The sequence below is a fragment of the Mixta mediterraneensis genome (assembly GCF_014946725.1).
In the GTDB taxonomy this organism is placed as follows: Bacteria; Pseudomonadota; Gammaproteobacteria; order Enterobacterales; family Enterobacteriaceae; genus Pantoea; species Pantoea mediterraneensis.
The window spans coordinates 26,104-48,738 of record NZ_JACFXY010000017.1 but is presented as its reverse complement, the minus strand read 5'-3'; the positions used below and the strand labels follow the sequence as shown (position 1 = coordinate 48,738).

Below are 22,635 nucleotides of genomic sequence, written 5' to 3'. Positions count from 1 at the left end.
TAGTCAATAATACGTAAAAAATCATGTTAAAAGTTCCAGTTTTGTATCCGCATATAGAGCCACTCCACACTTTATGTTAGCGTGACTAAAAATTGATCAATGGGTGTGTAGCATGTCGCTTAAAGCCATTGCCGCAGCGTTGGGCCTGTCAGTGACTACCGTGAGTCGTGCATTGAATGGTTATGAGGATGTGGCGCAGGAAACGCGTCAACGAGTGGTAGAAGAAGCTCAGCGACGTGGCTATCGTCCGAACGCCTCTGCCCGCCGTCTGAAAACCGGCCGCGCCAACGCGGTGGGGTTAGTTTATCCTGTGAGCGCACTGCCAATGAGTAGTGACCAATTCAGTGATATGTTGCTGGCACTTGATCACTCCCTTAGCCGCCACGAAATAGACTTACTGCTTTTCGCCGATAAACCACAAGAGTATCAGCGCACCTTAACGCATATGCTGCGCAGCCGATCGGTCGATGCCGTTATCGTGACGCATACCACCCCGCAAGATCCGCGCTTATTGCTTCTTCAACAAAAAGGCTTCAGCTTTCTGGCGATGGGCCGCAGCGATTTAGCACAAAATTATGCCTGGTTTGATATTGATAACTACGCCGGTTCCCAGCTGGCGGTAAACTATTGCCTGAAAAATAGCCTCCAGCAAATCGCCTGGCTGGGCGGCAATGAAGCCTGCACCTTTGTGCGCGATCGGCGACAGGGCTATTTAGATGCGCTCGGGCAGATTCCGCCATTTGCTATCGCGGCGGTTAAACCTTCGCGCCGTGCTGGCTATCAGCAAACCTGTGCCTGGCTGGCGGAAGGCCGGTTGCCGCAGGCGATGATTACCGATTGCGGTCCGCTGGCGGAAGGTGCGGCGATGGCATTGCAGCAGGCCGGGCGTTTACAGGGCAAAAATGCTGTAACGCTCATTGCCTGGGACGGTCTGCCGCGGGATGCGATACTCGATCAACCGATTATTACGGTCTGTCAGGCGACACAGCACGCCGTTGGTGAAAAAGTGGCTGAGATGATTTTATCAATGTTAGACGGGGCGCCGCTGGCGCAGTTACAGACGCTCTGGCAGCCATGGCTTTCAACACCCGTTGGCACCTAACGGTTTTTTGCGACCAGTTACAGCTGTGCTAGTCTCTGCCAGATTCTTACTTAGCAGGGTATGACATGAAAATCAGGCCGCCTCGCGCCACTATTAGCGATGTTGCTCACGCGGCACGAACCGGTAAAACCAGCGTTTCTCGCTATCTGAACGGTGAACAACATCTTCTTTCTGCCGGTCTTAAGGCACGTATTGAACAGGCAATTGCCGATCTCAATTACAGTCCGAGCCAGATGGCGCGCGGCCTTAAACGGGGGCGAACGCGGCTTATTGGTCTGATCATCGCTGACATCACTAATCCCTATTCGGTGGATGTGATGTGCGGTATCGAAGCGGCCTGTCGTGAGCGCGGCTTCACTTTGCTGATGTGTAACACTAACAACGAAGTGGACCTGGAGCAGCATTACCTGCAATTGCTCAGCAGTTATCAGGTAGAAGGCGTGGTAGTCAATGCGGTTGGGATGCGCGAAGAGGTGCTCAGTCGCTTACAACAATCCTTACTGCCGATGGTCCTGATCGACCGTAAAATTCCTGATTTTGCCTGTGATGTCGTTGGGCTCAATAACGTTGAAGCGGCCAAAACGGCGACACACCATTTGGTGGATAACGGTTACGATGCGCTGCTATTCCTCAGTGAGCCGTTGGGCAGCGTAAACACCCGCCGCGAACGTTTGCAGGCGTTTCGTCAGGTACTCGCTGCCTATCCGCACATCCAGCATGAAAATATCGAAGTGCCGCTACATCAGCCCGCTGCGCTGGACGAGGCGCTTCTCGCCTTTTATCAACGACACGCCGGAAAGCGCAGCGCGGTGATGGCGGCGAACGGTGCGTTAACGCTGCAAGTGGCGCGTACCCTGCAGCGTATCAACCTACACTGGGGTAAAGAGATTGGTTTGCTCGGTTTCGATGAGCTGGAGTGGGCGGCACTGGCGGGCGTTGGGATTACCACGTTGAAACAGCCAACCTGGCAGATTGGTTATGCCGCGCTGGAGCGCCTGATTACCCGCATTGAAAATAATGATATTCCGGTTGCTGAACAGGTTTTCTCTGGCGAACTTGTTATCCGAGGCTCCAGCCAGCGCCTGGCCTGATTTTCAGATTCTTCTCCGTCATGTTGTGCTTACTTCGTGAGCACGATCATAATTCCGTGTTTTGCCTCTTTGTTTTGGAATCGGTTCCATTTAACGTTTTTGTAACCGTTAAGGGAAATTTCCCGCCAGGAGCAAACCATGAAATCAGAAATTATTGTCGTTACCGTTGCCTATGGGAACCAGCGAATCGCCGCACTCGGCGGCCAGATCGCCGTGTTGCCCATTATCCAGCAGGCCGGTGCCGACGGTGTTGAAATTCGTCGCGAGCTGTTTAATGACGCTACGCTTGCGAACTTGCCTGCTCTGGCGCAAGCCGCTAAAGAACATCAGCTGAGCATCAGCTATTCCGTACCGGATACGCTGTTTTGTGACGACGGCGGGTTAAATCCTCGACTGACCAACTACTTTGAAGAAGCGCAGCAGTTGAATGCTCAGCGTCTGAAAATGGCATTGGGTAATTTCACCGGCGCGTTGCCGACCGGGGAGCTGCGCGCACTTATTGCCAGTCGTGATATACCGCTGCTGGTAGAAAACGATCAATCTGAACACGGCAAGCTGGCGCCTTCGCAGCAATTTTTTGCTGCGATTAGCGACGCGGAATTGCCGATCGGCATGACGTTCGACATGGCGAACTGGTGCTGGACGCAGGAAAACGCCGAACAGGCCGCGGCTGAATTGGGTGCGTATGTCGGTTATATCCATGTCAAAGCTGCGGTGCCGCATGGCGACAGCTTCCGCGCCGTTGCGCTGGATGACGCCAGTGACAGCTGGCGTACGCTGCTGAAACAGCTGCCGGATAATATCCCGCGCGGCATTGAGTTTCCGCTGGAAGGCGATGACCTGCTGGCGGTCACGCGCCATTACGTAACGCTGTTGCGTAATGTCTGAGGAGACAATATGACAACGCATCAAAACGGCACGCTCGACGTCGTTACCATCGGTGAAGCGATGGCCATGTTCGTTGCCCGCGAAGCTGGCGATCTGGCCGCCGCAGAAACTTTTATCAAACGGGCCGCTGGCGCAGAGCTCAATGTGGCGATTGGTCTCGCGCGCCTGGGCTTAAAAGTAGGTTGGGTAAGTCGTGTCGGTGATGACACCTTTGGCCGTTTTATCTGCCATCAGCTGGATAAAGAGGGCATCGATCATCGCCAGGTCAGTATCGATAAACGTTATCCAACTGGTTTTCAGCTTAAGTCCAAAGTCGAAGACGGTTCCGACCCGCTGGTAGAGTATTTTCGTAAAGGCTCGGCGGGCAGCCATCTTTCGGTAGACGATTTTGATCATGACTATTTTGGTTCTGCGCGTCATCTGCATTTGAGCGGCGTGGCAGCGGCCGTTTCTGACAGCTCACTGGAATTGCTGAAACACACCGCCAAAGAGATGCGCGCACGCGGCAAATCTATTTCTTTCGATCCCAACCTGCGTCCGGTTTTATGGCGCAGCGAAGATGACATGCGCAAACAGCTTAACCAGCTGGCGGAATATGCCGACTGGGTGCTGCCCGGTGAAAATGAAGGCGTAATTTTAACGGGTCATCGTCAGCCGGAAGCCATAGCTGATTTCTACCTGGACAAAGGCGTAAAGGCGGTAGTGATAAAAACCGGTTGTGACGGCGCATGGTTTAAAACCGCTGAAGGTGAAAAAGGTCAGGTTGAAGCCATTCTGGTTGACAACGTGGTGGATACGGTCGGCGCGGGCGACGGTTTCGCCGTTGGCGTCATTAGTGCGCTGCTGGAAGGTAAAACGTTGCCACAGGCGATTCGCCGCGGTAACAAAATTGGTTCTTTGGCGATTCAGGTGATTGGCGACAGCGAAGGTCTGCCAACGCGACAGCAACTGGGCGATGACTAGTTCGCACCTCAACCGCAATGAATGACAGAGGTATTCCTATGAAAACGCAGACAATTGCGCCAAAACGCTGGTGGTTCATCATGCCCATCGTGTTTATCACCTACAGTCTGGCGTATCTGGATCGGGCGAACTTTAGTTTCGCCTCAGCAGCAGGCATCAACGACGATCTGGGCATAACGAAAGGCATGTCGTCGCTGCTTGGCGCGTTGTTCTTCCTCGGCTATTTCTTCTTTCAGATCCCCGGCGCGATTTATGCCGAACGCCGCAGCGTGAAAAAACTGATTTTTGGATGCCTGATGTTGTGGGGCGGCTGTGCATCGTTAACTGGTATTGTGAGTAATATCCCCATGCTGGCGGCAATCCGCTTTGTCCTTGGCGTAGTGGAAGCAGCGGTAATGCCAGCGATGCTGATTTACATCAGTAACTGGTTTACCAAATCAGAACGCTCTCGTGCTAACACATTCCTGATTCTGGGTAATCCGGTGACGGTGCTGTGGATGTCAGTGGTTTCCGGCTATCTGATTGAGTCATTCGGCTGGCGCGAAATGTTTATTTTCGAAGGCATTCCAGCGGTGATCTGGGCCATTGCCTGGTGGTTCATGGTACAGGACAAACCGGCACAGGCGCGCTGGATGAGCGAGACGGAGAAAGCCGCATTGCAGGCTGAATTGCAGAAAGAGCAAGAGAACATCAAAGCCGTGCGCAACTATGGCGAATATGGCGAAGCCTTTCGTAACCGCAACGTCATCATTCTGTGCCTGCAATATTTCGCCTGGAGTATCGGCGTATACGGCTTTGTACTGTGGTTGCCCTCTATTTTGCGTAACGGTACACAAATGGGCATGGTAGAAGCGGGCTGGCTGTCGGCGGTGCCTTATCTGGCGGCGACCATTGCGATGGGGGTGGTATCGTGGGCCTCGGATAAGACGCAAAACCGTAAGCTGTTTGTCTGGCCGCTGTTGCTGATTGGTGCGCTGGCATTCCTTGGCTCGTATCTGGTTGGGGCAGGTAATTTCTGGGTGTCTTATGCGCTGTTAGTCATTGCCGGTGCCGCGATGTATGCGCCTTATGGCCCGTTCTTCGCCATTATTCCCGAAATGTTGCCGCGCAACGTCTCGGGGGGAGCGATGGCGCTCATCAACAGTATGGGCGCACTGGGTTCATTCCTCGGCTCATGGGTTGTCGGTTATCTTAATGGCGCGACAGGAAGCCCTGCCGCATCCTATATTTTTATGGGCGGTGCCTTGCTGATTTCGGTCTGGCTGACGTTGATCGTCAAACCAGCCGAAAACAAAACATCGTCGTTACATGGCGCGAAACACGCCTGAAAGCGTAAGCGCTAAGCGTATTTTTCCGGGCAACCAGCGTGTTGCCCGTCACTCGTTTACAGGGAGCAATAATGAAACCCTCGGTGATTCTGTACAAAAGCTTGCCCGACGATCTGCGTGCGCGCCTTAACGCACATTGCACGGTGACAGAAATTAAGGATCTTTCGCCAGACAGTCAGCAGCAACATGCGGACGCCTTGCAACAGGCGGAAGGTTTGCTTGGCTCGGGCGGAAAAGTGGATAGCGACTTGCTGGCAAAGATGCCAAAACTGCGTGCCTGCTCCAGCGTTTCGGTGGGTTACGATAATTTTGACGTCGATGCGCTCAATCAGCGTCACGTGGTACTGATGCATACCCCAACCGTACTGACCGAAACAGTTGCCGATACCATGATGGCGCTGGTGTTGAGCAGCGCGCGTCGGGTGACCGAACTGGATGCATGGGTGAAAGCCGGTAAATGGCAGAAAAATATTGGCCCGGAAATGTTCGGCATCGATGTCCATCATAAGACGCTGGGTATTCTTGGTATGGGCCGTATCGGTATGGCGCTGGCGCAGCGTGCGCACTTTGGTTTCGGTATGAAGGTGTTGTACAACGCCCGCCGCGAGCATGAAGAGGCCCAGTCACGTTTTGATGCGCAGCGTTGCGATCTGGAAACACTGCTCAAACAGAGCGACTTTGTCTGTATCAGCCTGCCATTGACCGATGAAACACATCATATGATCGGCGCTGAACAGCTTAAGCTGATGAAGAAAAGCGCAGTGCTGATTAACGCGGGGCGGGGGCCAGTGGTCGATGAGCAGGCGCTGATTGCCGCTTTGCAGAACGGTACTCTCCACGCCGCAGGCTTGGATGTATTTGAGCAGGAGCCGGTGTCACCTGACTCGCCGCTGCTGGCACTCCCCAACGTTGTAACGCTGCCGCACATTGGCTCGGCAACCACGGAAACGCGTTACGGCATGATGCAGGATGCGGTTGAAAATCTGATCGCTGCCCTGAGCGGCAACGTTGAGAAAAACTGCGTTAATCCTCAGGCGCTGAAATAATCCCTTGCGCCTTCCCATTGCGCCCGCCATCGGCGGGCGTTATGGTGGTTCCCCCATTCGTCATTACACATTTTAACCGCTATGGCTTTTTCTCAATTCGGCGATAAATTTACTCAACACTCCGGTATTTCACGTTTGATGGAAGACATGGGCGCAGGCTTGCGTACGCCCGGTACTATCATGCTTGGCGGCGGTAATCCGGCGCAGATCCCGGCCATGAACGACTATTTCCAGCAGCTGCTTCAGCAGATGCACGACGAAGGCAAGCTGAGCGAAGCGCTGTGTAATTATGATGGCCCGCGCGGCAAAGCAGTCTTGCTTGATGCGCTGGCAGAATTGCTGTGCGAAAACCTTGGCTGGCCGATTAGCCCAGAAAATATTGCGTTGACTAATGGCAGCCAAAGCGCCTTTTTCTATTTGTTTAACCTGTTCGCCGGACGTCGCGCCGATGGCAGCAAAAAGCGCGTGTTGTTCCCACTCGCCCCGGAATACCTTGGTTACGCCGATGCCGGGCTGGATGAAGAGCTGTTTATTTCGGCGAAGCCGAATATCGAACTCCTGCCGGAAGGCCAGTTCAAATATCACGTCGATTTTGAACATCTGCCGATGAATGAGGAGGTGGGGCTGATTTGCGTTTCACGTCCGACCAATCCGACCGGCAATGTGATTACCGACGACGAACTGTTGCAGCTGGATGTGTTGGCGCAACAGCATAATGTACCGCTGTTGATCGACAATGCTTATGGCGTACCGTTTCCCGGTATTATCTTCAGCGATGCGCGCCCGCTGTGGAACCCCAACATCATTCTCTGCATGAGTTTATCGAAGCTCGGTCTGCCAGGCGCGCGCTGCGGTATCATCATCGCCGATGAAAAGATCATCAGCGCCGTGGGCAATATGAACGGCATTATCAGCCTGGCGCCCGGCAGCATTGGTCCAGCCATCGCCTGTGAAATGATTTGTCGCGGTGACCTGCTGCGCTTATCAGAAGATGTGATTAAACCGTTCTATCAGGATAAAGTTTCACAGACGATTACCCTTATCCGCCGCTATTTATCAGAAGAACGCTGCCTGATCCATAAACCGGAAGGCGCGATTTTTCTCTGGTTGTGGTTCCGCGATTTGCCAGTCAGTACTGAAGTGCTCTACCAGCGGCTGAAAGCGCGCGGCGTGTTGATGGTGCCTGGTCACTTCTTCTTCCCCGGCCTGGAGCATGAATGGCCACATACACATCAATGTATGCGCATGAATTATGTACCGGACGCCGACAGCATTGAGCGGGCAGTACAGATTCTGGCGGAAGAAGTGGAAAACGCCTGGCGCGATTAATCCTGCGTTTCGACCAGTGATTGCTGGCATCCCGGTGCCAGGCAAATTGCCCGCTCAGCTTCGGTATTCCAGCCGAAACCGGCGTTCAACCGAAAGCCGCGATCGTAGCGATGATCGATCGCTACGATATGTCCCGGCGCAATGCCCGTTCCGGCATTGCCGCTTTCAGAACGCGCGATCGCACGTTAACCGGCATCTCCTCCCGCAATTCGTAGCCGCCTTCTGGCTCAGACACCCGCGTTCCTTTTGGGGATTCCGGCGCCTGGCGCATCTGACAGCCGCTATGATCGCAATATTTATGGGTTCATTATGTCAGGGATCGGCGTGATTCGCGGCAGCGCATTAAGTCAGGCAGCAAAAGCGATGGCGCTGGACGTCACGCGAGATTGCAACAGCCATTTCAAAAGCGCGGCGCACGCCAGGAGTGGTAAGAGGTTGAGCTTTGCCGCGCCGGGAATGTACGGAGCCTTATCCAATGTGTCATGGGCGCAGTTCCGCCATTGAATTTTGATGACCAGCTGGCGCTGCGGGTTGATAAACAGCGGTATGAAGTGGAAACGCTGCGGTTTAACGCGAGGCACTGGATAAGTCGCTCGTAAGGATGGTAGAAGATTATTTTCGCGTTGTGGGTGAAGGCTGTTGTGCAGGCATCGCCACACCGCGGGTGAGCACCGCCTGACGGCGGCATAAGGAGCAGGTGATGTCGGTAAAAGATATGCTGTTAGCGCTTTGCGTCGTGGTGGCATGGGGCGTGAACTTTGTGGTGATAAAACTTGGCCTGCAGGGAATGCCACCCTTTTTGCTGGCAGGACTGCGTTTCGCTTTAGTCGCGTTTCCGGCGATATTTTTTGTTCGTCGCCCGGCGATCCCGCTGCGCTGGCTAGTGGTTTATGGCATCACCATCAGCTTTGGGCAATTTGCCTTTCTGTTTTTAGCAATCAAACTTGGCATGCCTGCTGGTCTGGCGTCGCTGGTATTACAGGCGCAAGCCTTTTTCACCATTCTGCTCGGCGCGCTGCTGCTGGCCGAGAAGCTGCGCTGGAACCACATCGTCGGAATTATCATCGCCGCGCTGGGTATGTTTATCCTGGCGACAGCGGGCATGGAAGGGCAAACCACCGCGGGTGTTACTTTAACCACCATGATGCTGACGCTGGCCGCTGCGTTGTCATGGGGAATGGGTAATATCACCAATAAAATCATCATGCGTAACCGTAAAGTACCGATCATGTCGCTGGTGGTATGGAGCGCGCTGATACCGGTTGGACCGTTTTTCGCCTGTGCATTTCTGTTTGAAGGCGCTGACGCTATCGCTTTCAGCCTGCTGCATATTACGTTGCAAACTGTGCTGGCGCTGATTTATTTGGCGTTTGTTGCCACCATCGTTGGGTATGCGATTTGGGGGAATTTACTGAGTCGCTATGAAACCTGGCGTGTAGCGCCACTTTCCCTGTTGGTGCCCGTTGACGGCATTTTGAGCGCAGGACTTTTTTTAGGTGAAACGTTGTCTGCACAGCAGTTGCTGGGCGCTGTGGTTGTCATTTTCGGTCTGTTGGTGAATGTTTTTGGCGGGGTCGTAGGTCAGCAGGTTCTGTTACGTAGCCGGTCGTAAGCCATAAAAAACGCCGCATTTCTGCGGCGTTTAGTTCCTGCGTATTATTTTAGTATTTCAATACGACGCGGTTTCGCCTCTTCAGGGACGATGCGCTCAAGATCAATACTTAACAGACCATTTTCGAGACGGGCATCGCGCACGACGATGTGGTCAGCCAGCTGGAATTTACGCTCAAAATTACGTTCAGCGATACCCTGATAGAGATACTTACGCTCAACCTGCTCTTCAGGATGTGCGCCACGCACAATCAGCATGTTGTCATGAGAAGTAATATCCAGTTCGCTTTGCGCAAAGCCAGCGACTGCAATGGTGATGCGATAATGGTTTTCATCCACCAGTTCAACGTTATAGGGAGGATAACCACCGTTGCTCTGATTTTGATTGGATTCGAGCAGGTTAAACAGGCGATCAAAACCAATAGATGTGCGATAAAGCGGAGAGAGATCAAAATTACGCATTATAAGACTCCTGAAATTCAGCAAGTTTTGGCAACCTTCCACAACTGGACAGGTTGTTCGGTCCGGGGTGACCCTTTCGGCGACAGCCAGCGCGACCGTGATACAAAAATGGGTGCTGCGGCCCAGGTTTCAAGGGGCAAAAAGCAATTTTTTTCGCCAATTTGATGAAATGGCATAAACTCAGGGATACCTTTGTCTGACCGGAGCGGACTTCACCGTAGAGTGATGACGTAGTCAGGCGAGCCAACTCAGCCAGGCCGATGCCACAGCTGAAGGGATGATGGAAATGAAAAAAATGAAAGTTTTACCACTGGCAGGTGTTGTCTGCTGTGCTGTCGTGACAACGGGTTGCTCCAGCGTTATGTCTCACACGGGTGCGAGCCAGGGTTATTATCCCGGCACGCGCGCCAGTGCAGATGTGTTAGTAGACGACAACGCCAGCTGGGCATTAAAGCCGCTGGCGTTGATAGATCTGCCGTTCTCGGCCGTGATGGATACGCTGCTGCTGCCCTGGGATTATTACCGCAGCGATAATGATAAAGCGCTTGATTCACCGCGTGCTCGTGTTTTGCAGAGCGAAAAGCTGGCGCGCACCCAGGAAAACCTGGCGCAGGCTCAGCCGATGCCCACTATACAGCCGCAACCATAAACAGTTGCCGCCAACCGTTAACCTCACGCATATAGGCGATCTGTTTTCCGTCTGGCGACCATACCACTGCGTCGCCGGAGGGCGCTTCATTACTGCGATCGGTTAAACGCCGACAATCGCCGCTTGCCATTTCGCAACGCATCACGCTGTTATCACAAACAAACGTCATGGCTTTGCCGTCAGGATGCCAGCTAAAAGCTGACTGTATGCTGCTTGTCAGATGCGTGATCTGGCGTGGTTCGCCTCCGTTGGGCGAAACGGTCCACAGCTGAACCACCTGCTGATCATCAGCCTGCAAAAAGGCAATGGCGCTACCGTCTGGTGATGCGCGTAACCAATGACGCGGCTGCTGCGCCAGCCCATTGCTAAACGTCAGGCGGCGCTGCTTAACGCCAGCCGGTGGCGCTGGCAGGCAATCGCTGCGGCCTTCCAGTGGCGAATCGCCGACGCGGGCATACGCTTCCAGCGCATCGGGCAAATCGACGATAAACACTTCCGGCTGCTTATTGCCTTGCGGCGAAAGCGTGTCGCCAGTAAAGGCAATGGCCCAGCGCTGCCAACTGCCGTCGGGTTTTTGATAGCCCTGATTGCCAATCCAACACTCCTCATAGGCACGATTAATTTCATCACTGCCCGGTTCTGGATTTACCGTGGTCACACTGATTAACAGGCAAAAATGGCTGCCGCTGTATTCTCGCGGATGCTGCATAGGCGGTGTTACCGCGTGCAACGGCACGGCAATACCCACATTGCGCAAATCCTGACTTCTGTCACGATCATGCATCACATGATCGTTATAGGTAAAACTGAGGCGCGAACCATCAGGGCTGAAAACGTGCACGTGAGTTCCGCCACGCAGCGCGCCAGGCGTAAACGGCGGCGTAATATCGCAGGCATCCAGATTCTGTGCTGTGCCGTTTTGCACGATAACACCGCGACGATGGTGGAAGTCGTAATGCCAGTTTTCGTCAGGAAATTCTGGTCCGTGAATGCAAACATAGCGGGGTGGTAAATCCGGGCTGACGGTAACCACGCCGACATGAGCGCCATCCTTCGCCTGGTACAACACGTCAGTCTCGCCGTTTTCAACATTGACGCGTTCAATAGTTTCACCCGTAAAGGTCGCGCCCGACGGACGGACGTCAAATGCCAGCCACTGGCTGTCGGCGGTCCAGACGTTAATGTTGGTGAGTTGATGATGACGTTCAGCAAAGGTGAGTTGTTTTTCGCGCATGGGGGCAACCTAATCAAAAAGTTGCCCCACACGCTACGCCAAATGCGTTAAAGATGCAGCTTCGATTTCATTTCTCTGAGCGGCGTTTCGCGCCCTTCAATGGCTTTTTTTCTTCCCAGCACTAAACCCAACAGGCCACCCAGAATCAGCGCACCCGCCACAATCAGCAAACCATCGCTGTAGCTGTTGGTGGCATCTTTGATGCGTCCCATAACAGGTGGAAAGCCCAGGCCCGCAATGTTTGCGACAGCATTAATTAAGGCGATAGAAGCGGCGCCCGCTACGCCAGAAATCGTTTCCGTGGTGACGGCCCAAAATACTGGTGTGATCGCCCAGTTAAGGCCGACCATTAGCACAAGTAAGCCGTATGCCATCCACTGTTGCGACACCGCCATAGCGGCTAACAACAGCAGGCCGGACGCGATTAACGGCAACCCTAAATGCCGGGCTCGCTCGCCGGTGCGATCAGAATGACGACCGTTAAAATACATAAAGATACAGGCAAACAGGAACGGCACCGCCGACAGCAAGCTCACCATTAAATTGCTGCGATCTTCTGCCACGCCTTTAACTATCAGTGGCAAAAACAGCGTGACGCCGATGGTGCCAAACGCCTGCAATAGCCACAGCAAACTCAGCGCCCAGACGCGCCCGCTTTTCAGCGCCACGCGCCAGTTGTGATGGTGAATTGCCGAATGTTGCTCATCGGCAGCAATCGTTTGTTGCAGCCAGTTTCGCTGCCCGGTCGTTAGCCAGCGCGCTTTCGCCGGAGAATCGTCGAGATAAAACCAGGTCACGATACCGAGGAAAAACGCGGGAATACCTTCCAGCAGGAACAGCCAGCGCCAGCCTTCTACGCCCAGTATGCCATGCATATTCAGCAGACTGCCTGAAAGTGGCAGGCCAATCACCGAGGCCAGCGCAGCGCCAATATAGAACATCGACATGGCCTGGGCGCGATCGCTACGCGGATACCAGCAGGAGAGATAAAAAATAATGCCGGGAGTAAAACCGGCTTCCGCTGCGCCGAGCAGAAAGCGCATCACGTAAAGCTGGGTTGGGGTCTGCACCAGGCTTATACCGGCGGCAATAATCCCCCAGCTCACCATGATGCGGGCAATCCAGCGCCGGGCGCCAACGCGCGTCAACAACACGTTGCCTGGCACTTCGAAGATAATGTAGGTGACATAAAAAATCCCGGCGGCAATACCAAACATTTCGGCTGACATTGCTAAATCGGCATTCATCTGTAGCGCTGCCACCGAGATATTAGCGCGATCAATGTAGGCAACAAGGTAGAGCAGCATGATGAACGGCATGATGCGCAAATTCATTTTTTTAACGGTACTGAGGTGCAGATGTTCTGTCATCGGAATGTCCTCACGTAGGGTAAAACGGGTTCGGATCCCGCAATATTGCGGAATCAGAAAAGTATTTTTTTATAGGATTTCCTCAATAAATCTGCGTTGCAGAAAGCAGGCCTGAGCGCGCGCTGAAAGCTTATGCTGATAAATATCCAGCACGAACACACCTCTTTCCGGGCTACAAAACAGCGGCCTCTATGGTGCGCGATCCAGACGAAGGCTAAATAATGCCGCCACCGCGTCTGCAACGTGAAGTATGACGAAACTTACCATTCGGCGACCGAGCCGTCGGCGTGTCGCCACAATGGGTTGCGCCAGTCCGGTGCATTACGGCTGCGCTCGATCACCAGCGCTTCGTTGATGTCGACGCCTAAGCCTGGTTTCATCAGCGGTGAGAAAGCTCCGCCGTTCATGGCGAAGTCATCTTTATTCAGCACGTAATCCAGCAGTTCAGCGCCCTGATTATAGTGAATGCCCATGCTCTGTTCCAGGAACATCGCATTATGTGAAATAAAATCGACGTGCAGACAAGCGGCCAGCGCCAGCGGGCCAAGCGGGCAGTGGGGGGCAAGGCCAACGTCATAGGCTTCTGCCATCGCGGCAATTTTTACGCATTCGGTTATGCCGCCTGCATGCGATAAATCAGGTTGTAGGATAGCCAGCCCGCCCGCTTCAAGAACGCGTTTAAACTCGAAGCGTGAGTACATGCGTTCGCCGGCCGCGATGGGAATATAAGTTTGCGCTGCCAGGCGAGGGTAATATTCCGCCTGCTCAGCCAGCACCGGTTCCTCAATAAATAGCGGACGATAAGGCTCCAGTTCATGGATCAGTAGCTTTGCCATCGGTGCGCTGACGCGTCCATGAAAATCCAGGCCAAATTCAATCTGATTGCCAAAGACTTCGCGGATCTGCGCTACGGTATTCACTGCGGCATCAACTTTGCTGCTGCTGTCGATCAGGCTCATCTCTTCACAGCCATTGAGCTTGAAAGTATCAATCCCCATAGCACGCAGCTTTTCGATACCGGCTATCACATCGGCGGGACGATCGCCGCCCACCCAGCTGTAGGCTTTGATCTTGTCGCGAACCAGGCCGCCAAGTAACTGCCATACCGGCACGCCAAGCGTTTTACCTTTAATATCCCATAATGCCTGGTCGATGCCGGCGATGGCGCTCATTAAAATCGGTCCACCGCGATAGAAGCCGCCGCGGTACATCACCTGCCACAAATCGTTGATACGCGCCGGGTCCTGACCGATCAAGGCTTCGCCCAGTTCATGTACCGCCGCTTCAACGCTGCGGGTGCGGCCCTCAATAACCGGCTCTCCCCAGCCGCATACGCCTTCATCGGTTTCAATTTTCAGGAACATCCAGCGTGGCGGCAAACGGTAAGTGGTGAATTGAGTTATTTTCATCGGATTGCCTCCTGATAAGCCTGTACAAAGGCGTGTGCTTTCTCAATCGTGCGCGCCAGCGGCTGGCCGGCCCGATACAGATCGCTACCTAATCCGGCTCCCACGCAGCCGACCGCCAGATATTCCGCTAGGTTCTGCGGCGTAACACCACCCACAGCAAAAACCGGCACATCTGACGGCAACACGGCTTTTATCGCTTTGATATAGGCGGGACCAAATGCAGAGGCCGGGAAGATTTTCAGCGCCTGAGCGCCAGCATTTAAGGCGGTGAAGGCCTCTGTCGCAGTGGCGCAACCGGCGGCCACCCACATGTTGTGCTTCACCGCCCGCTGAATCACCGCTGCATCGGGATTGGGGGGCACCATTAAACGACTGCCGCCAGCCGCCAGCTCATCAACCTGTGCCGTTTTTAGCACTGTTCCCGCACCAATCAATGCGCGATCGCCAAACAGTTTGACCATCTGCGGAATGGTCTGCTGCCAGTCAGGGGAGTTGAGGGGGATCTCAATAGCATCAAAACCGCATTCAATCAACGCACCGATATGCGCTTCGGCTTCTTCTGCTTTAATGCCGCGTAAGATGGCTATCAGCGGTAATTTAATGGGTAAGTGCATCGGCAATTCTCCTTATTCCTTGCTGGAAGGCACGATCGCCATCCAGCCATTGCGTCGGGGTGTCAATCATGGTGAAGGCTTGTTGATAGCGCTGGGTCAGTTGAGGACTGGCAACCAGCGTCACCGGTCCGGCCAGCGCTAACTGACGCTGCTGGCTGGAAACTTCATGTCCAATGAGCAGCCCAGAAAGGAAATCACTGACAGATTCACGTGATAGCGCGCCCAGCAGATGCTGCGCACGAACTTCAAACAGCCGTGGCAGAATTGACGTGTCGTTGATGCCGGTTTCCAGCCCGCGCTGAAAGGCCTGCGCGTCCTGATGCTGTTCGGGCAAACCGTTGCCAATAAGCGATTGCTTAAGTAATAAGTGATGCAGCTCGCCGGTCATAACGGTACGAAAATCAACAATATAATCGTCTTCGCTGACGACCCATTTAGCATGGGTTCCGGGCATGACGGTAACCGCTGCGGGGGCTAATGTTTGGGCGCCCAGCAGCTGAGTTTCCTCGCCGCGTATTACGTTGTGGTTGTCGCTGCGATTAATACTTAACCCCGGCACAATCCAGCGTTTTTCACCAACATGGGTGAGTTGCGTAGCGATAGATTCAAGCATCAGCGGGCAGGAAAGGTAGGGCGCGGGTATCCAACCGGCATTGCTGCCGACCATGCCTGCCATCACCACCGGTAATTCGCCAACGGGCCAGCCTTGTGTAATGTCGTCAAAAATCTGTTGATGGCTGCGCCCGTTTAATCGCGTGACGCCTGCTTCTGAGCGGCGCGTTTGCTGGCATTCTCCGTCGCGGTAAAACCACGCACGCAGGTTGGTGGAACCCCAGTCGATAGCGATATAGCTGCTCACGATATCTCCTTCAAACGTTGGGTCGAGCTGGCAATCATGGTTCGGGCCGCCGCTTCGGCTGCATCCGCATCCTGATGGCGAATAGCCTCAAACAGCGTCTGATGTTCGCGCAGCGTTTGCGGCATGTCGCCACGATCGAGTCGATAAGTGCGTTCAAAAACCGCTTTCTGTAGCTGAACGATAGCGGTGCTAAGCTGCTGTAAGACCGGATTATGAACCGAGCTTAATAACGCCTCGTGGTAGCGCATATCCGCATCGTTAAAGGCCTGCCGATCATGATGATGCGCGATCATATCGTTAAGAGCGTTCTCGATATTGGCTAAATCTTGCGAGGTTGCGCGTTCCGCCGACCAGCGAGCCAGTTGCGGTTCCACCAGTACGCGCACGTCATTCATCGCTGCAATTAATTGCGGATCGTGGTTATGTTTTAACGACCATTGCAGTATGTCGCTGTCGAGAAAATTCCACTGTTGATGAGGCGTAACGAACGCGCCGCGATAGCGTTTAATCTCAATTAACCGTTTAGCGGTTAACGAGCGATACACCTCGCGGATAATGTTGCGGGAAGTGGTAAAGCGTTCGCATAGCTCGCTTTCAGCAGGCAAGGCCTGGCCAGGCGCAAACTGGCCAGAGACAATTTCTTCGCCTAGCGTGAAAAGAATGCGATCGGTTTTGCTTACGTCCAGCTGTTCCATGTTCGTCTGTCCTTTGCCCGGCAAATGCGCAGGAAAATTGTAGTACTACCAAACGGCGTTGTACTACAATCCTGATCACAAAACAGACAACCGACAGCTTGCGACGCGTTTAAGAAGAGTGAGAGCGGCGGCGAGCCGCCGAAAAGTTAAAGCACTAATTCTTCAATAGCGTGGGCCACGCCATCTTCCATATTTGTTTTCGTCACGAACTGCGCGATGTTTTTAACCGACTCAATGGCGTTACCCATTGCCACGCCAGTGCTCGCATATTCGATCATGGCCAGATCATTTTCCTGATCGCCAATTGCCATCACTTCGTCCGGCCTCAGGCCAAGTTTTTCCGCCAGCATTTTTACGCCCTGGCCTTTATTAACGCGGCGATCGAGAATTTTGAGATAGTACGGTGCGCTTTTCAGGACGGTATAGGTCTCTTTCGCGTAGGCGGGTAAGCGTTTTACAGCAGCATTCAGTAGATCTGCTTTATCAACCATCATCAACTTAGGAAAACGCATTTCGCGATCCATTTCTTCCACCGAGCGATAACGCACCGGAATGCCGGTCAGGCTGGCTTCATGGATGGTATATTCGCTGATATTTTTATTTGGCGTGTAGAGATGCGATTTATCGAACGCCTGGAAATGCACGCCCAGCTTGCGTGCCAGCTGCTCAATGTAGAGATAATCCTCAAAGGCTAACGTCACTTCTGCCACGCATTCGCCATCTTCTGCACGCTGCACGAGCGCACCGTTATTGCTGATGCAATATTGACCCGCCTGAAGATCCAGCTCCATCAAATAACGCTGCACGCCAACAAAGGGTCGACCGGTTGCGAGCACAATCGACACGCCTTTTTGACGCGCACGATCAATCGCAGATTTTACGCCCGGTGTAATCAAATGCTGCGGGTTGAGCAGCGTGCCATCCATATCAATCGCTATCAGTTTAATTGCCATAACGTCCTCGCAGGGCTCAGGGTTGGTTCCATTTGTTCCAATGCTAGCGCGATTCAGCTCACATTGACCAGTTTATCGACACCTTTATCAATCGGTTTTCAGATCAGACAAGGCTCAGCCTCATTGCTGTCTGACCTGAAAAAGCCGTTATAGCTATCCCAGCCTGTTGGGCGTTAACGGTTATGGCGGACATAAAAAAACCCTTCTGATGAAAGAAGGGTTTTGTGATTTCACTGAATATCAGCGATTAAATATCAATGTTCGCCGCTTTCAGCGCGTTCTCTTCAATGAAGGCGCGGCGTGGTTCAACCGCATCGCCCATCAACGTCGTGAACAGCTGATCGGCAGCAATCGCATCCTTGATGGTCACGCGCAGCATACGGCGGCTGTCTGGATCCATGGTGGTTTCCCACAGCTGTTCTGGGTTCATTTCGCCCAGACCTTTATAGCGCTGCACGGATAAGCCGCGACGCGACTCTTTCACCAGCCACTCAATCGCCTGTTCGAAGCTGGCAACCGGTTGACGACGTTCGCCACGTTCAATAAACGCATCTTCTTCCAGCAACCCACGCAATTTATCGCCCAGGTTGCAGATTTTATGGTATTCTGGCCCCTGAATGAATTCAGCATCCAGCGGATAATCAGTATCAACGCCGTGAGTACGGACGCGTAAAATCGGCTCAAACAGGTTAAGCTCACGGTTTTCGCGAACCTTCGCAAAGTACGTGCTCCCGTGCGCTTCACGTTCGGTCAGATAAGAAACCAGACTATTCAACCAGTCTGTGACGTCAGCTTCGTTATTCAAATCGCTCAGCGTTGGGTGATAAATCAGCGCACGCAAGAGCGCGATCGGATAACGGCGCTCCATACGTTTGATCATCTTCTGCGTGCTGTTGAAATCAGCCACCAGCGTTTCCAGCTGTTCGCCGCCTAATGCCGGCGCGCTGGCATTGGTGTGCAGCGTTGCGCCATCAAGAGCAATCGCAATTTGATATTGATCCATTGCTTCGTCATCTTTGATGTATTGCTCTTGCTTGCCTTTTTTCACTTTGTACAAAGGCGGCTGCGCAATATAGACGTGACCCCGTTCGACAATTTCCGGCATCTGACGATAGAAGAAGGTCAACAGCAGGGTACGGATGTGTGAGCCGTCCACGTCAGCATCGGTCATGATGATAATGCTGTGATAGCGCAGTTTATCCGGGTTGTATTCATCACGACCAATGCCGCAACCCAGCGCGGTGATCAGCGTTGCGACTTCCTGTGAGGAGAGCATTTTATCAAAGCGCGCTTTCTCAACATTAAGGATTTTTCCCTTCAGCGGCAGGATGGCCTGGTTTTTACGATTACGACCCTGTTTAGCCGAGCCGCCTGCGGAGTCCCCCTCCACCAGGTAAATTTCTGATAACGCCGGGTCGCGCTCCTGACAATCTGCCAGTTTGCCTGGCAGACCCGCCAGATCCAGCGCGTCTTTACGGCGGGTCATCTCACGCGCACGGCGCGCTGCTTCGCGAGCCCGTGCGGCATCAATGATTTTGCCTACCACAATTTTCGCGTCGCCTGGGTTTTCCAGCAGGTATTCCGCCAGCAGTTCGTTCATCTGCTGCTCAACGGCTGATTTCACTTCGGACGAAACCAGTTTGTCTTTGGTCTGCGAGGAGAACTTTGGATCCGGTACTTTAACCGAAACTACAGCAATCAGGCCTTCACGCGCATCATCACCAGTAGCGCTGACTTTGGCTTTTTTGCTGTAGCCCTCTTTATCCATATAGGCATTCAGAGTACGTGTCATTGCTGCACGGAAGCCCGCCAGGTGCGTACCGCCGTCACGCTGTGGAATGTTGTTAGTAAAGCAGTAAATGTTTTCCTGGAAACCATCGTTCCACTGCAACGCCACTTCAACACCGATACCGTCTTTTTCGGTGGAGAAGTAGAACACCGTAGGGTGAATCGGAGTTTTGTTTTTATTCAGGTATTCAACAAACGCCTTGATGCCACCTTCATAGTGGAAATGGTCGCTTTTCGCATCGCGTTTGTCTTCCAGACGAATCGACACCCCTGAGTTGAGGAATGACAGTTCACGCAGGCGCTTCGCCAGAATCTCGTATTCAAAATCGGTGACGTTCGTAAAGGTTTGATGGCTTGGCCAGAAGCGCACGCGCGTACCGGTTGCTTCAGTATCACCGGTAACCGTCAGCGGAGCCTGCGGCACGCCATGCTGATAAATCTGCTGATGCACTTTGCCTTCGCGGCGAATGGTCAGCTCCAGCTTTTCTGACAGGGCGTTAACGACGGAAACGCCCACGCCATGCAGGCCGCCAGAAACTTTATAAGAGTTATCGTCGAACTTACCGCCCGCATGCAGCACCGTCATGATAACTTCAGCGGCAGAGACACCTTCTTCTTCGTGAATGCCGGTTGGAATACCGCGTCCATCATCTTGTACGGATACGGAATTATCCGCGTGAATGGTCACGATAATGTCACTACAGTGACCGGCGAGCGCTTCGTCGATTGCGTTATCCACGACCTCGAATACCATGTGATGCAGACCGGTGCCGTCATCCGTATCGCCGATATACATACCCGGGCGCTTGCGTACCGCATCAAGCCCTTTCAGGACTTTAATACTTGAGGAGTCATAAGAATTCGACATCAACGTTTCTCGCTCATTTAATCTTCAGGTTGAACCGCTATTTTACCTTGTTCCACGCGGAACATCTTGCCCTTTTCGTCAGTCATGTCGATTACATGATCGGCAGAAATGGCGCTGACAAATACTTGCGCCTGTGTGGCTTTTAACCGCTCCGCTAACAGGCGGCGGCGGCTGTCATCCAGCTCAGAAGCAAAGTCGTCAATCAGGTAAAGACAGCGGCGTCCGCTCTGGCGTGTCAGGAACTCGCCCTGCGCCAGACGTAATGCACACATCAGCAGTTTTAACTGGCCGCGTGAGAGTAAATCTTCTACCGGCGTCCCTTCAGCACGAATGCGAAAATCTGCTTTGTGCGGGCCGCTGGCGGTGTAAGTTAAGGCGCGATCGCGCTCGAAATTGCGTTCCAGCAGCTCGCCGTAATTGCTCTCTTTGTCCCAGCCGCGCTGGAATGAAAAGGCTAATTCAAATTCCGGTAAAAACTGACCGCAGGTGGCGGTAATCTCAGCGGAAATCGCCGCGCTGTAATCTGCTCGCCACTGGCTGATTTGTTCGGCCAGTGGCACCAGCTCCTGGTCCCAGGGTCGGATCTGGCTGTAACGCGATACCTGACGCAATGCGGCATTGCGCTGCTTTAACAATCGCCGCAGATTACTCCAGGCAGTAAAAAAGCCGGGTGTGTTATGGAAGCAGCCCCAGTCAATGTAGGCTCTACGGTATTTGGGGCCGCCGTTGAGTAAAGTAAAGCCCTCGGGCGTAATAAGTTGCATCGGCAACAGCTGTGCGAGTTCAGCGACTTTATGCCCGTCGCTGCCATCAATGCGCACCTTACTTTCCCCGGCGCGGTTTTTGGTCAATCCCACCGATAACTCTCGCTCTTTACCTTCCAGGCGACCATGCAGAATAAACGCAGCCTGATCGTGGCGAATGACGCGCCCGGCTTGCAGACTGCGAAAGGCGCGGCCATGTCCGAGGGTATAAATCGCTTCCAGCACGCTGGTTTTCCCGCTGCCGTTGGCACCGACCAGAAAGTTAAATCCCGGCGCGAGCGCTAAATCAACCTGTTCAATGTTGCGAAAATCTTTAATCAGGAGGCGGGTTAAAGCCATATTGAATCCAGCTTGAAGGGGATTTTACCTAACATTTGCAATCCAGGCCCGGCGGCGTAGCCAGTCTGGTTACGGCCAGCGCACAGAACCTGGGAGCATACTGAAGTATGTGACCAGGGACGAGCACTGCCCGGGACCAGACTGGCAAGTAAGCCAGGCCGATATTTTCTACAACCGCATTGGCATCACGACATAGGCCGCTGACGGACTGGCGACGTCTTCGATCTGCACGCTGGATACGGAATCAGTCAGCAGCAAACGGACATTTTCGCACTTCAGCGCGTTGAGCACATCCAGCACATAACTGACGTTAAAACCAATTTCCAGTTCGCTACCATTGTAGGAGACGTCCAGCATCTCTTCGGCTTCTTCCTGTTCAGGATTATTCGCCGTAATTTTCAACTGGTTTTCAGTGATATACAGACGCACACCGCGGAACTTCTCATTAGAGAGAATGGCCGCACGGGCAAAGGCTTGCTTTAACACGTCACAACCCGCTTCCAGTATTTTGTCGGGGTTCTTTGGCAATACGCGGCGATAATCAGGGAAACGACCATCAACCAGTTTTGAGGTGAAAATAAATTCACCAACGTGGGCGCGAATATTGCTGCTCCCAATCTGCACCTGGAGCGGCGTTTCTCCCCCATCCAGCAGACGGAGCAATTCAATAACGCCTTTACGTGGCACAATCACCGAATGGCTCGGTAAAGCTTGTCCAACAGGCATAGAGCAAACGGCTAAACGGTGACCATCAGTTGCAACGGTGCGCAGCTCTTCACCTTCGGTTTCAAACATCATGCCGTTGAGGTAATAACGCACATCCTGATGCGCCATTGAGAACTGCGTCGCTTCGATCAGGCGTTTCAGCGTGGCCTGTGGCAGCGTAAACTCCACTTCGCTTTGCCAGTCATCCAGATTCGGGAAATCGCTGGCTGGCAGAGTCGATAGCGAAAAGCGGCTACGTCCCGAACGCACTAACATGCGATCGCCTTCCAGCGTGACGTTAATTTCCGCGCCTTCCGGTAAACCACGACAGATGTCGAGGAATTTCCGCGCTGGAACGGTGGTGGCACCCGGCTCATGCGCTTGCGTTAATGCTACGCGCGCCACCATCTCCATTTCTAAATCGGTGCCGGTCAGCAATAACGATCCTTCATTAACCTGCATCAGCAGATTTCCAAGGATCGGCAGCGTCGGGCGACCTCCTAGCGGGCCGCTGACTTGTTGCAGCGGCTTTAGTAAATGCTCACGTTCAACAATAAATTTCATAGCG

At 53.4% G+C, this 22,635-nt stretch carries 21 protein-coding genes and 1 pseudogene; 9 read left to right on the top strand and 13 right to left on the bottom strand.

Going from position 1 to position 22,635, the window contains the following annotated elements:
* The first annotated feature begins 112 nt into the window (after nucleotides 1-112).
* The 7 genes from H2P46_RS20675 to H2P46_RS20645 all read left to right on the top strand — a co-directional run bounded on the left by H2P46_RS20675 (nucleotide 113) and on the right by H2P46_RS20645 (nucleotide 7,747).
* Nucleotides 113-1,102: a LacI family DNA-binding transcriptional regulator gene (locus tag H2P46_RS20675; protein ID WP_193406698.1), complete on the top strand. Its 990-nt coding sequence runs from the start codon at nucleotides 113-115 to the stop codon at nucleotides 1,100-1,102.
* 65 nt (nucleotides 1,103-1,167) lie between these two features.
* On the top strand, nucleotides 1,168-2,193 hold the full coding sequence (locus H2P46_RS20670; protein ID WP_193406697.1) for a LacI family DNA-binding transcriptional regulator: 1,026 nt from the start codon (nucleotides 1,168-1,170) through the stop codon (nucleotides 2,191-2,193).
* Between the two features lie 138 nt (nucleotides 2,194-2,331).
* Entirely contained in the window at nucleotides 2,332-3,081 is a 750-nt protein-coding gene (locus tag H2P46_RS20665) for a sugar phosphate isomerase/epimerase family protein (RefSeq protein ID WP_193406696.1), read from the top strand.
* Between the two features lie 9 nt (nucleotides 3,082-3,090).
* Complete coding sequence (locus H2P46_RS20660; RefSeq protein WP_193406695.1) at nucleotides 3,091-4,044, top strand: sugar kinase; 954 nt, start codon at nucleotides 3,091-3,093, stop codon at nucleotides 4,042-4,044.
* Between the two features lie 38 nt (nucleotides 4,045-4,082).
* On the top strand, nucleotides 4,083-5,372 hold the full coding sequence (locus H2P46_RS20655) for an MFS transporter (protein ID WP_193406694.1): 1,290 nt from the start codon (nucleotides 4,083-4,085) through the stop codon (nucleotides 5,370-5,372).
* Nucleotides 5,373-5,443: 71 nt separating this feature from the next.
* A complete protein-coding gene (ghrB, locus tag H2P46_RS20650) occupies nucleotides 5,444-6,418 on the top strand; it encodes a glyoxylate/hydroxypyruvate reductase GhrB (RefSeq protein ID WP_193406693.1) in 975 nt (324 codons plus the stop codon).
* A gap of 81 nt (nucleotides 6,419-6,499) precedes the next feature.
* Entirely contained in the window at nucleotides 6,500-7,747 is a 1,248-nt protein-coding gene (locus tag H2P46_RS20645; RefSeq protein WP_193406692.1) for a valine--pyruvate transaminase, read from the top strand.
* Here H2P46_RS20645 and H2P46_RS23145 read toward each other — a convergent pair.
* Both H2P46_RS23145 and H2P46_RS23140 read right to left on the bottom strand, forming a co-directional pair.
* A pseudogene (locus H2P46_RS23145) lies at nucleotides 7,744-7,997 on the bottom strand (aminotransferase-like domain-containing protein); the annotation flags it as partial. The gene H2P46_RS20645 and the pseudogene H2P46_RS23145 sit on opposite strands and share 4 nt — an antisense overlap.
* Before the next feature lie 97 nt (nucleotides 7,998-8,094).
* On the bottom strand, nucleotides 8,095-8,328 hold the full coding sequence (locus H2P46_RS23140) for a hypothetical protein (protein ID WP_238939054.1): 234 nt from the start codon (nucleotides 8,326-8,328) through the stop codon (nucleotides 8,095-8,097).
* Between the two features lie 119 nt (nucleotides 8,329-8,447).
* Here H2P46_RS23140 and H2P46_RS20630 point away from each other — a divergent pair, with 119 nt between their 5' ends.
* A complete protein-coding gene (locus H2P46_RS20630; RefSeq protein WP_193406689.1) occupies nucleotides 8,448-9,359 on the top strand; it encodes an EamA family transporter in 912 nt (303 codons plus the stop codon).
* A 44-nt stretch (nucleotides 9,360-9,403) separates the two neighbouring features.
* Here H2P46_RS20630 and ibpA read toward each other — a convergent pair whose 3' ends face one another.
* Nucleotides 9,404-9,820: a small heat shock chaperone IbpA gene (gene ibpA / locus H2P46_RS20625; protein WP_193406688.1), complete on the bottom strand. Its 417-nt coding sequence runs from the start codon at nucleotides 9,818-9,820 to the stop codon at nucleotides 9,404-9,406.
* A gap of 286 nt (nucleotides 9,821-10,106) precedes the next feature.
* On the opposite strand from ibpA, the gene H2P46_RS20620 reads away from it, so the two are divergent.
* Complete coding sequence (locus tag H2P46_RS20620; RefSeq protein ID WP_193406687.1) at nucleotides 10,107-10,469, top strand: YceK/YidQ family lipoprotein; 363 nt, start codon at nucleotides 10,107-10,109, stop codon at nucleotides 10,467-10,469.
* Here the strand turns inward: H2P46_RS20620 and H2P46_RS20615 are convergent.
* The 10 genes from H2P46_RS20615 to dnaN all read right to left on the bottom strand — a co-directional run bounded on the left by H2P46_RS20615 (nucleotide 10,450) and on the right by dnaN (nucleotide 22,631).
* Nucleotides 10,450-11,703, bottom strand: a complete 1,254-nt coding sequence (locus tag H2P46_RS20615) for a YidR family protein (protein WP_193406686.1) — start codon at nucleotides 11,701-11,703, stop codon at nucleotides 10,450-10,452. The two genes, H2P46_RS20620 and H2P46_RS20615, sit on opposite strands and share 20 nt — an antisense overlap.
* 47 nt (nucleotides 11,704-11,750) lie before the next feature.
* A complete protein-coding gene (locus tag H2P46_RS20610) occupies nucleotides 11,751-13,073 on the bottom strand; it encodes an MFS transporter (RefSeq protein WP_193406685.1) in 1,323 nt (440 codons plus the stop codon).
* 260 nt (nucleotides 13,074-13,333) lie between these two features.
* A complete protein-coding gene (dgoD, locus tag H2P46_RS20605; protein ID WP_193406684.1) occupies nucleotides 13,334-14,482 on the bottom strand; it encodes a galactonate dehydratase in 1,149 nt (382 codons plus the stop codon).
* Nucleotides 14,479-15,096 carry a 2-dehydro-3-deoxy-6-phosphogalactonate aldolase gene (locus H2P46_RS20600; RefSeq protein ID WP_193406683.1) on the bottom strand — a complete coding sequence of 206 codons (618 nt, stop codon included), beginning with the start codon at nucleotides 15,094-15,096 and terminating at the stop codon, nucleotides 14,479-14,481. Before H2P46_RS20600 ends, dgoD begins: the two co-directional genes overlap by 4 nt.
* Nucleotides 15,080-15,958, bottom strand: a complete 879-nt coding sequence (locus tag H2P46_RS20595) for a 2-dehydro-3-deoxygalactonokinase (protein WP_193406710.1) — start codon at nucleotides 15,956-15,958, stop codon at nucleotides 15,080-15,082. The genes H2P46_RS20600 and H2P46_RS20595 overlap by 17 nt, the downstream gene beginning before the upstream one ends.
* Nucleotides 15,952-16,641, bottom strand: coding sequence for a FadR/GntR family transcriptional regulator (locus tag H2P46_RS20590; protein ID WP_193406709.1), 690 nt, complete (start codon nucleotides 16,639-16,641; stop codon nucleotides 15,952-15,954). The genes H2P46_RS20595 and H2P46_RS20590 overlap by 7 nt, the downstream gene beginning before the upstream one ends.
* A gap of 155 nt (nucleotides 16,642-16,796) precedes the next feature.
* Nucleotides 16,797-17,603, bottom strand: coding sequence for a sugar-phosphatase (yidA, locus tag H2P46_RS20585; RefSeq protein ID WP_193406682.1), 807 nt, complete (start codon nucleotides 17,601-17,603; stop codon nucleotides 16,797-16,799).
* Between the two features lie 247 nt (nucleotides 17,604-17,850).
* A complete protein-coding gene (gene gyrB, locus H2P46_RS20580) occupies nucleotides 17,851-20,259 on the bottom strand; it encodes a DNA topoisomerase (ATP-hydrolyzing) subunit B (protein WP_193406681.1) in 2,409 nt (802 codons plus the stop codon).
* 17 nt (nucleotides 20,260-20,276) lie between these two features.
* Nucleotides 20,277-21,362 carry a DNA replication/repair protein RecF gene (recF, locus tag H2P46_RS20575; protein ID WP_193406680.1) on the bottom strand — a complete coding sequence of 362 codons (1,086 nt, stop codon included), beginning with the start codon at nucleotides 21,360-21,362 and terminating at the stop codon, nucleotides 20,277-20,279.
* A 168-nt stretch (nucleotides 21,363-21,530) separates the two neighbouring features.
* Nucleotides 21,531-22,631, bottom strand: a complete 1,101-nt coding sequence (dnaN, locus tag H2P46_RS20570) for a DNA polymerase III subunit beta (protein ID WP_193406679.1) — start codon at nucleotides 22,629-22,631, stop codon at nucleotides 21,531-21,533.
* Nucleotides 22,632-22,635 lie beyond the last annotated feature (4 nt).

Coding starts and splice junctions, on each gene's coding strand:
- yidA (WP_193406682.1), bottom strand. CDS start 17,603: ATGGCAATTAAACTGATAGCGATTGATATGGATGGCACGCTGCTCAAC.
- H2P46_RS20660 (WP_193406695.1), top strand. CDS start 3,091: ATGACAACGCATCAAAACGGCACGCTCGACGTCGTTACCATCGGTGAA.
- H2P46_RS20615 (WP_193406686.1), bottom strand. CDS start 11,703: ATGCGCGAAAAACAACTCACCTTTGCTGAACGTCATCATCAACTCACC.
- gyrB (WP_193406681.1), bottom strand. CDS start 20,259: ATGTCGAATTCTTATGACTCCTCAAGTATTAAAGTCCTGAAAGGGCTT.
- H2P46_RS20675 (WP_193406698.1), top strand. CDS start 113: ATGTCGCTTAAAGCCATTGCCGCAGCGTTGGGCCTGTCAGTGACTACC.
- ibpA (WP_193406688.1), bottom strand. CDS start 9,820: ATGCGTAATTTTGATCTCTCTCCGCTTTATCGCACATCTATTGGTTTT.
- H2P46_RS20610 (WP_193406685.1), bottom strand. CDS start 13,073: ATGACAGAACATCTGCACCTCAGTACCGTTAAAAAAATGAATTTGCGC.
- dnaN (WP_193406679.1), bottom strand. CDS start 22,631: ATGAAATTTATTGTTGAACGTGAGCATTTACTAAAGCCGCTGCAACAA.
- H2P46_RS20655 (WP_193406694.1), top strand. CDS start 4,083: ATGAAAACGCAGACAATTGCGCCAAAACGCTGGTGGTTCATCATGCCC.
- H2P46_RS20665 (WP_193406696.1), top strand. CDS start 2,332: ATGAAATCAGAAATTATTGTCGTTACCGTTGCCTATGGGAACCAGCGA.
- H2P46_RS20630 (WP_193406689.1), top strand. CDS start 8,448: ATGTCGGTAAAAGATATGCTGTTAGCGCTTTGCGTCGTGGTGGCATGG.
- H2P46_RS20645 (WP_193406692.1), top strand. CDS start 6,500: ATGGCTTTTTCTCAATTCGGCGATAAATTTACTCAACACTCCGGTATT.
- H2P46_RS20620 (WP_193406687.1), top strand. CDS start 10,107: ATGAAAAAAATGAAAGTTTTACCACTGGCAGGTGTTGTCTGCTGTGCT.
- ghrB (WP_193406693.1), top strand. CDS start 5,444: ATGAAACCCTCGGTGATTCTGTACAAAAGCTTGCCCGACGATCTGCGT.
- H2P46_RS20600 (WP_193406683.1), bottom strand. CDS start 15,096: ATGCACTTACCCATTAAATTACCGCTGATAGCCATCTTACGCGGCATT.
- H2P46_RS20670 (WP_193406697.1), top strand. CDS start 1,168: ATGAAAATCAGGCCGCCTCGCGCCACTATTAGCGATGTTGCTCACGCG.
- recF (WP_193406680.1), bottom strand. CDS start 21,362: ATGGCTTTAACCCGCCTCCTGATTAAAGATTTTCGCAACATTGAACAG.
- dgoD (WP_193406684.1), bottom strand. CDS start 14,482: ATGAAAATAACTCAATTCACCACTTACCGTTTGCCGCCACGCTGGATG.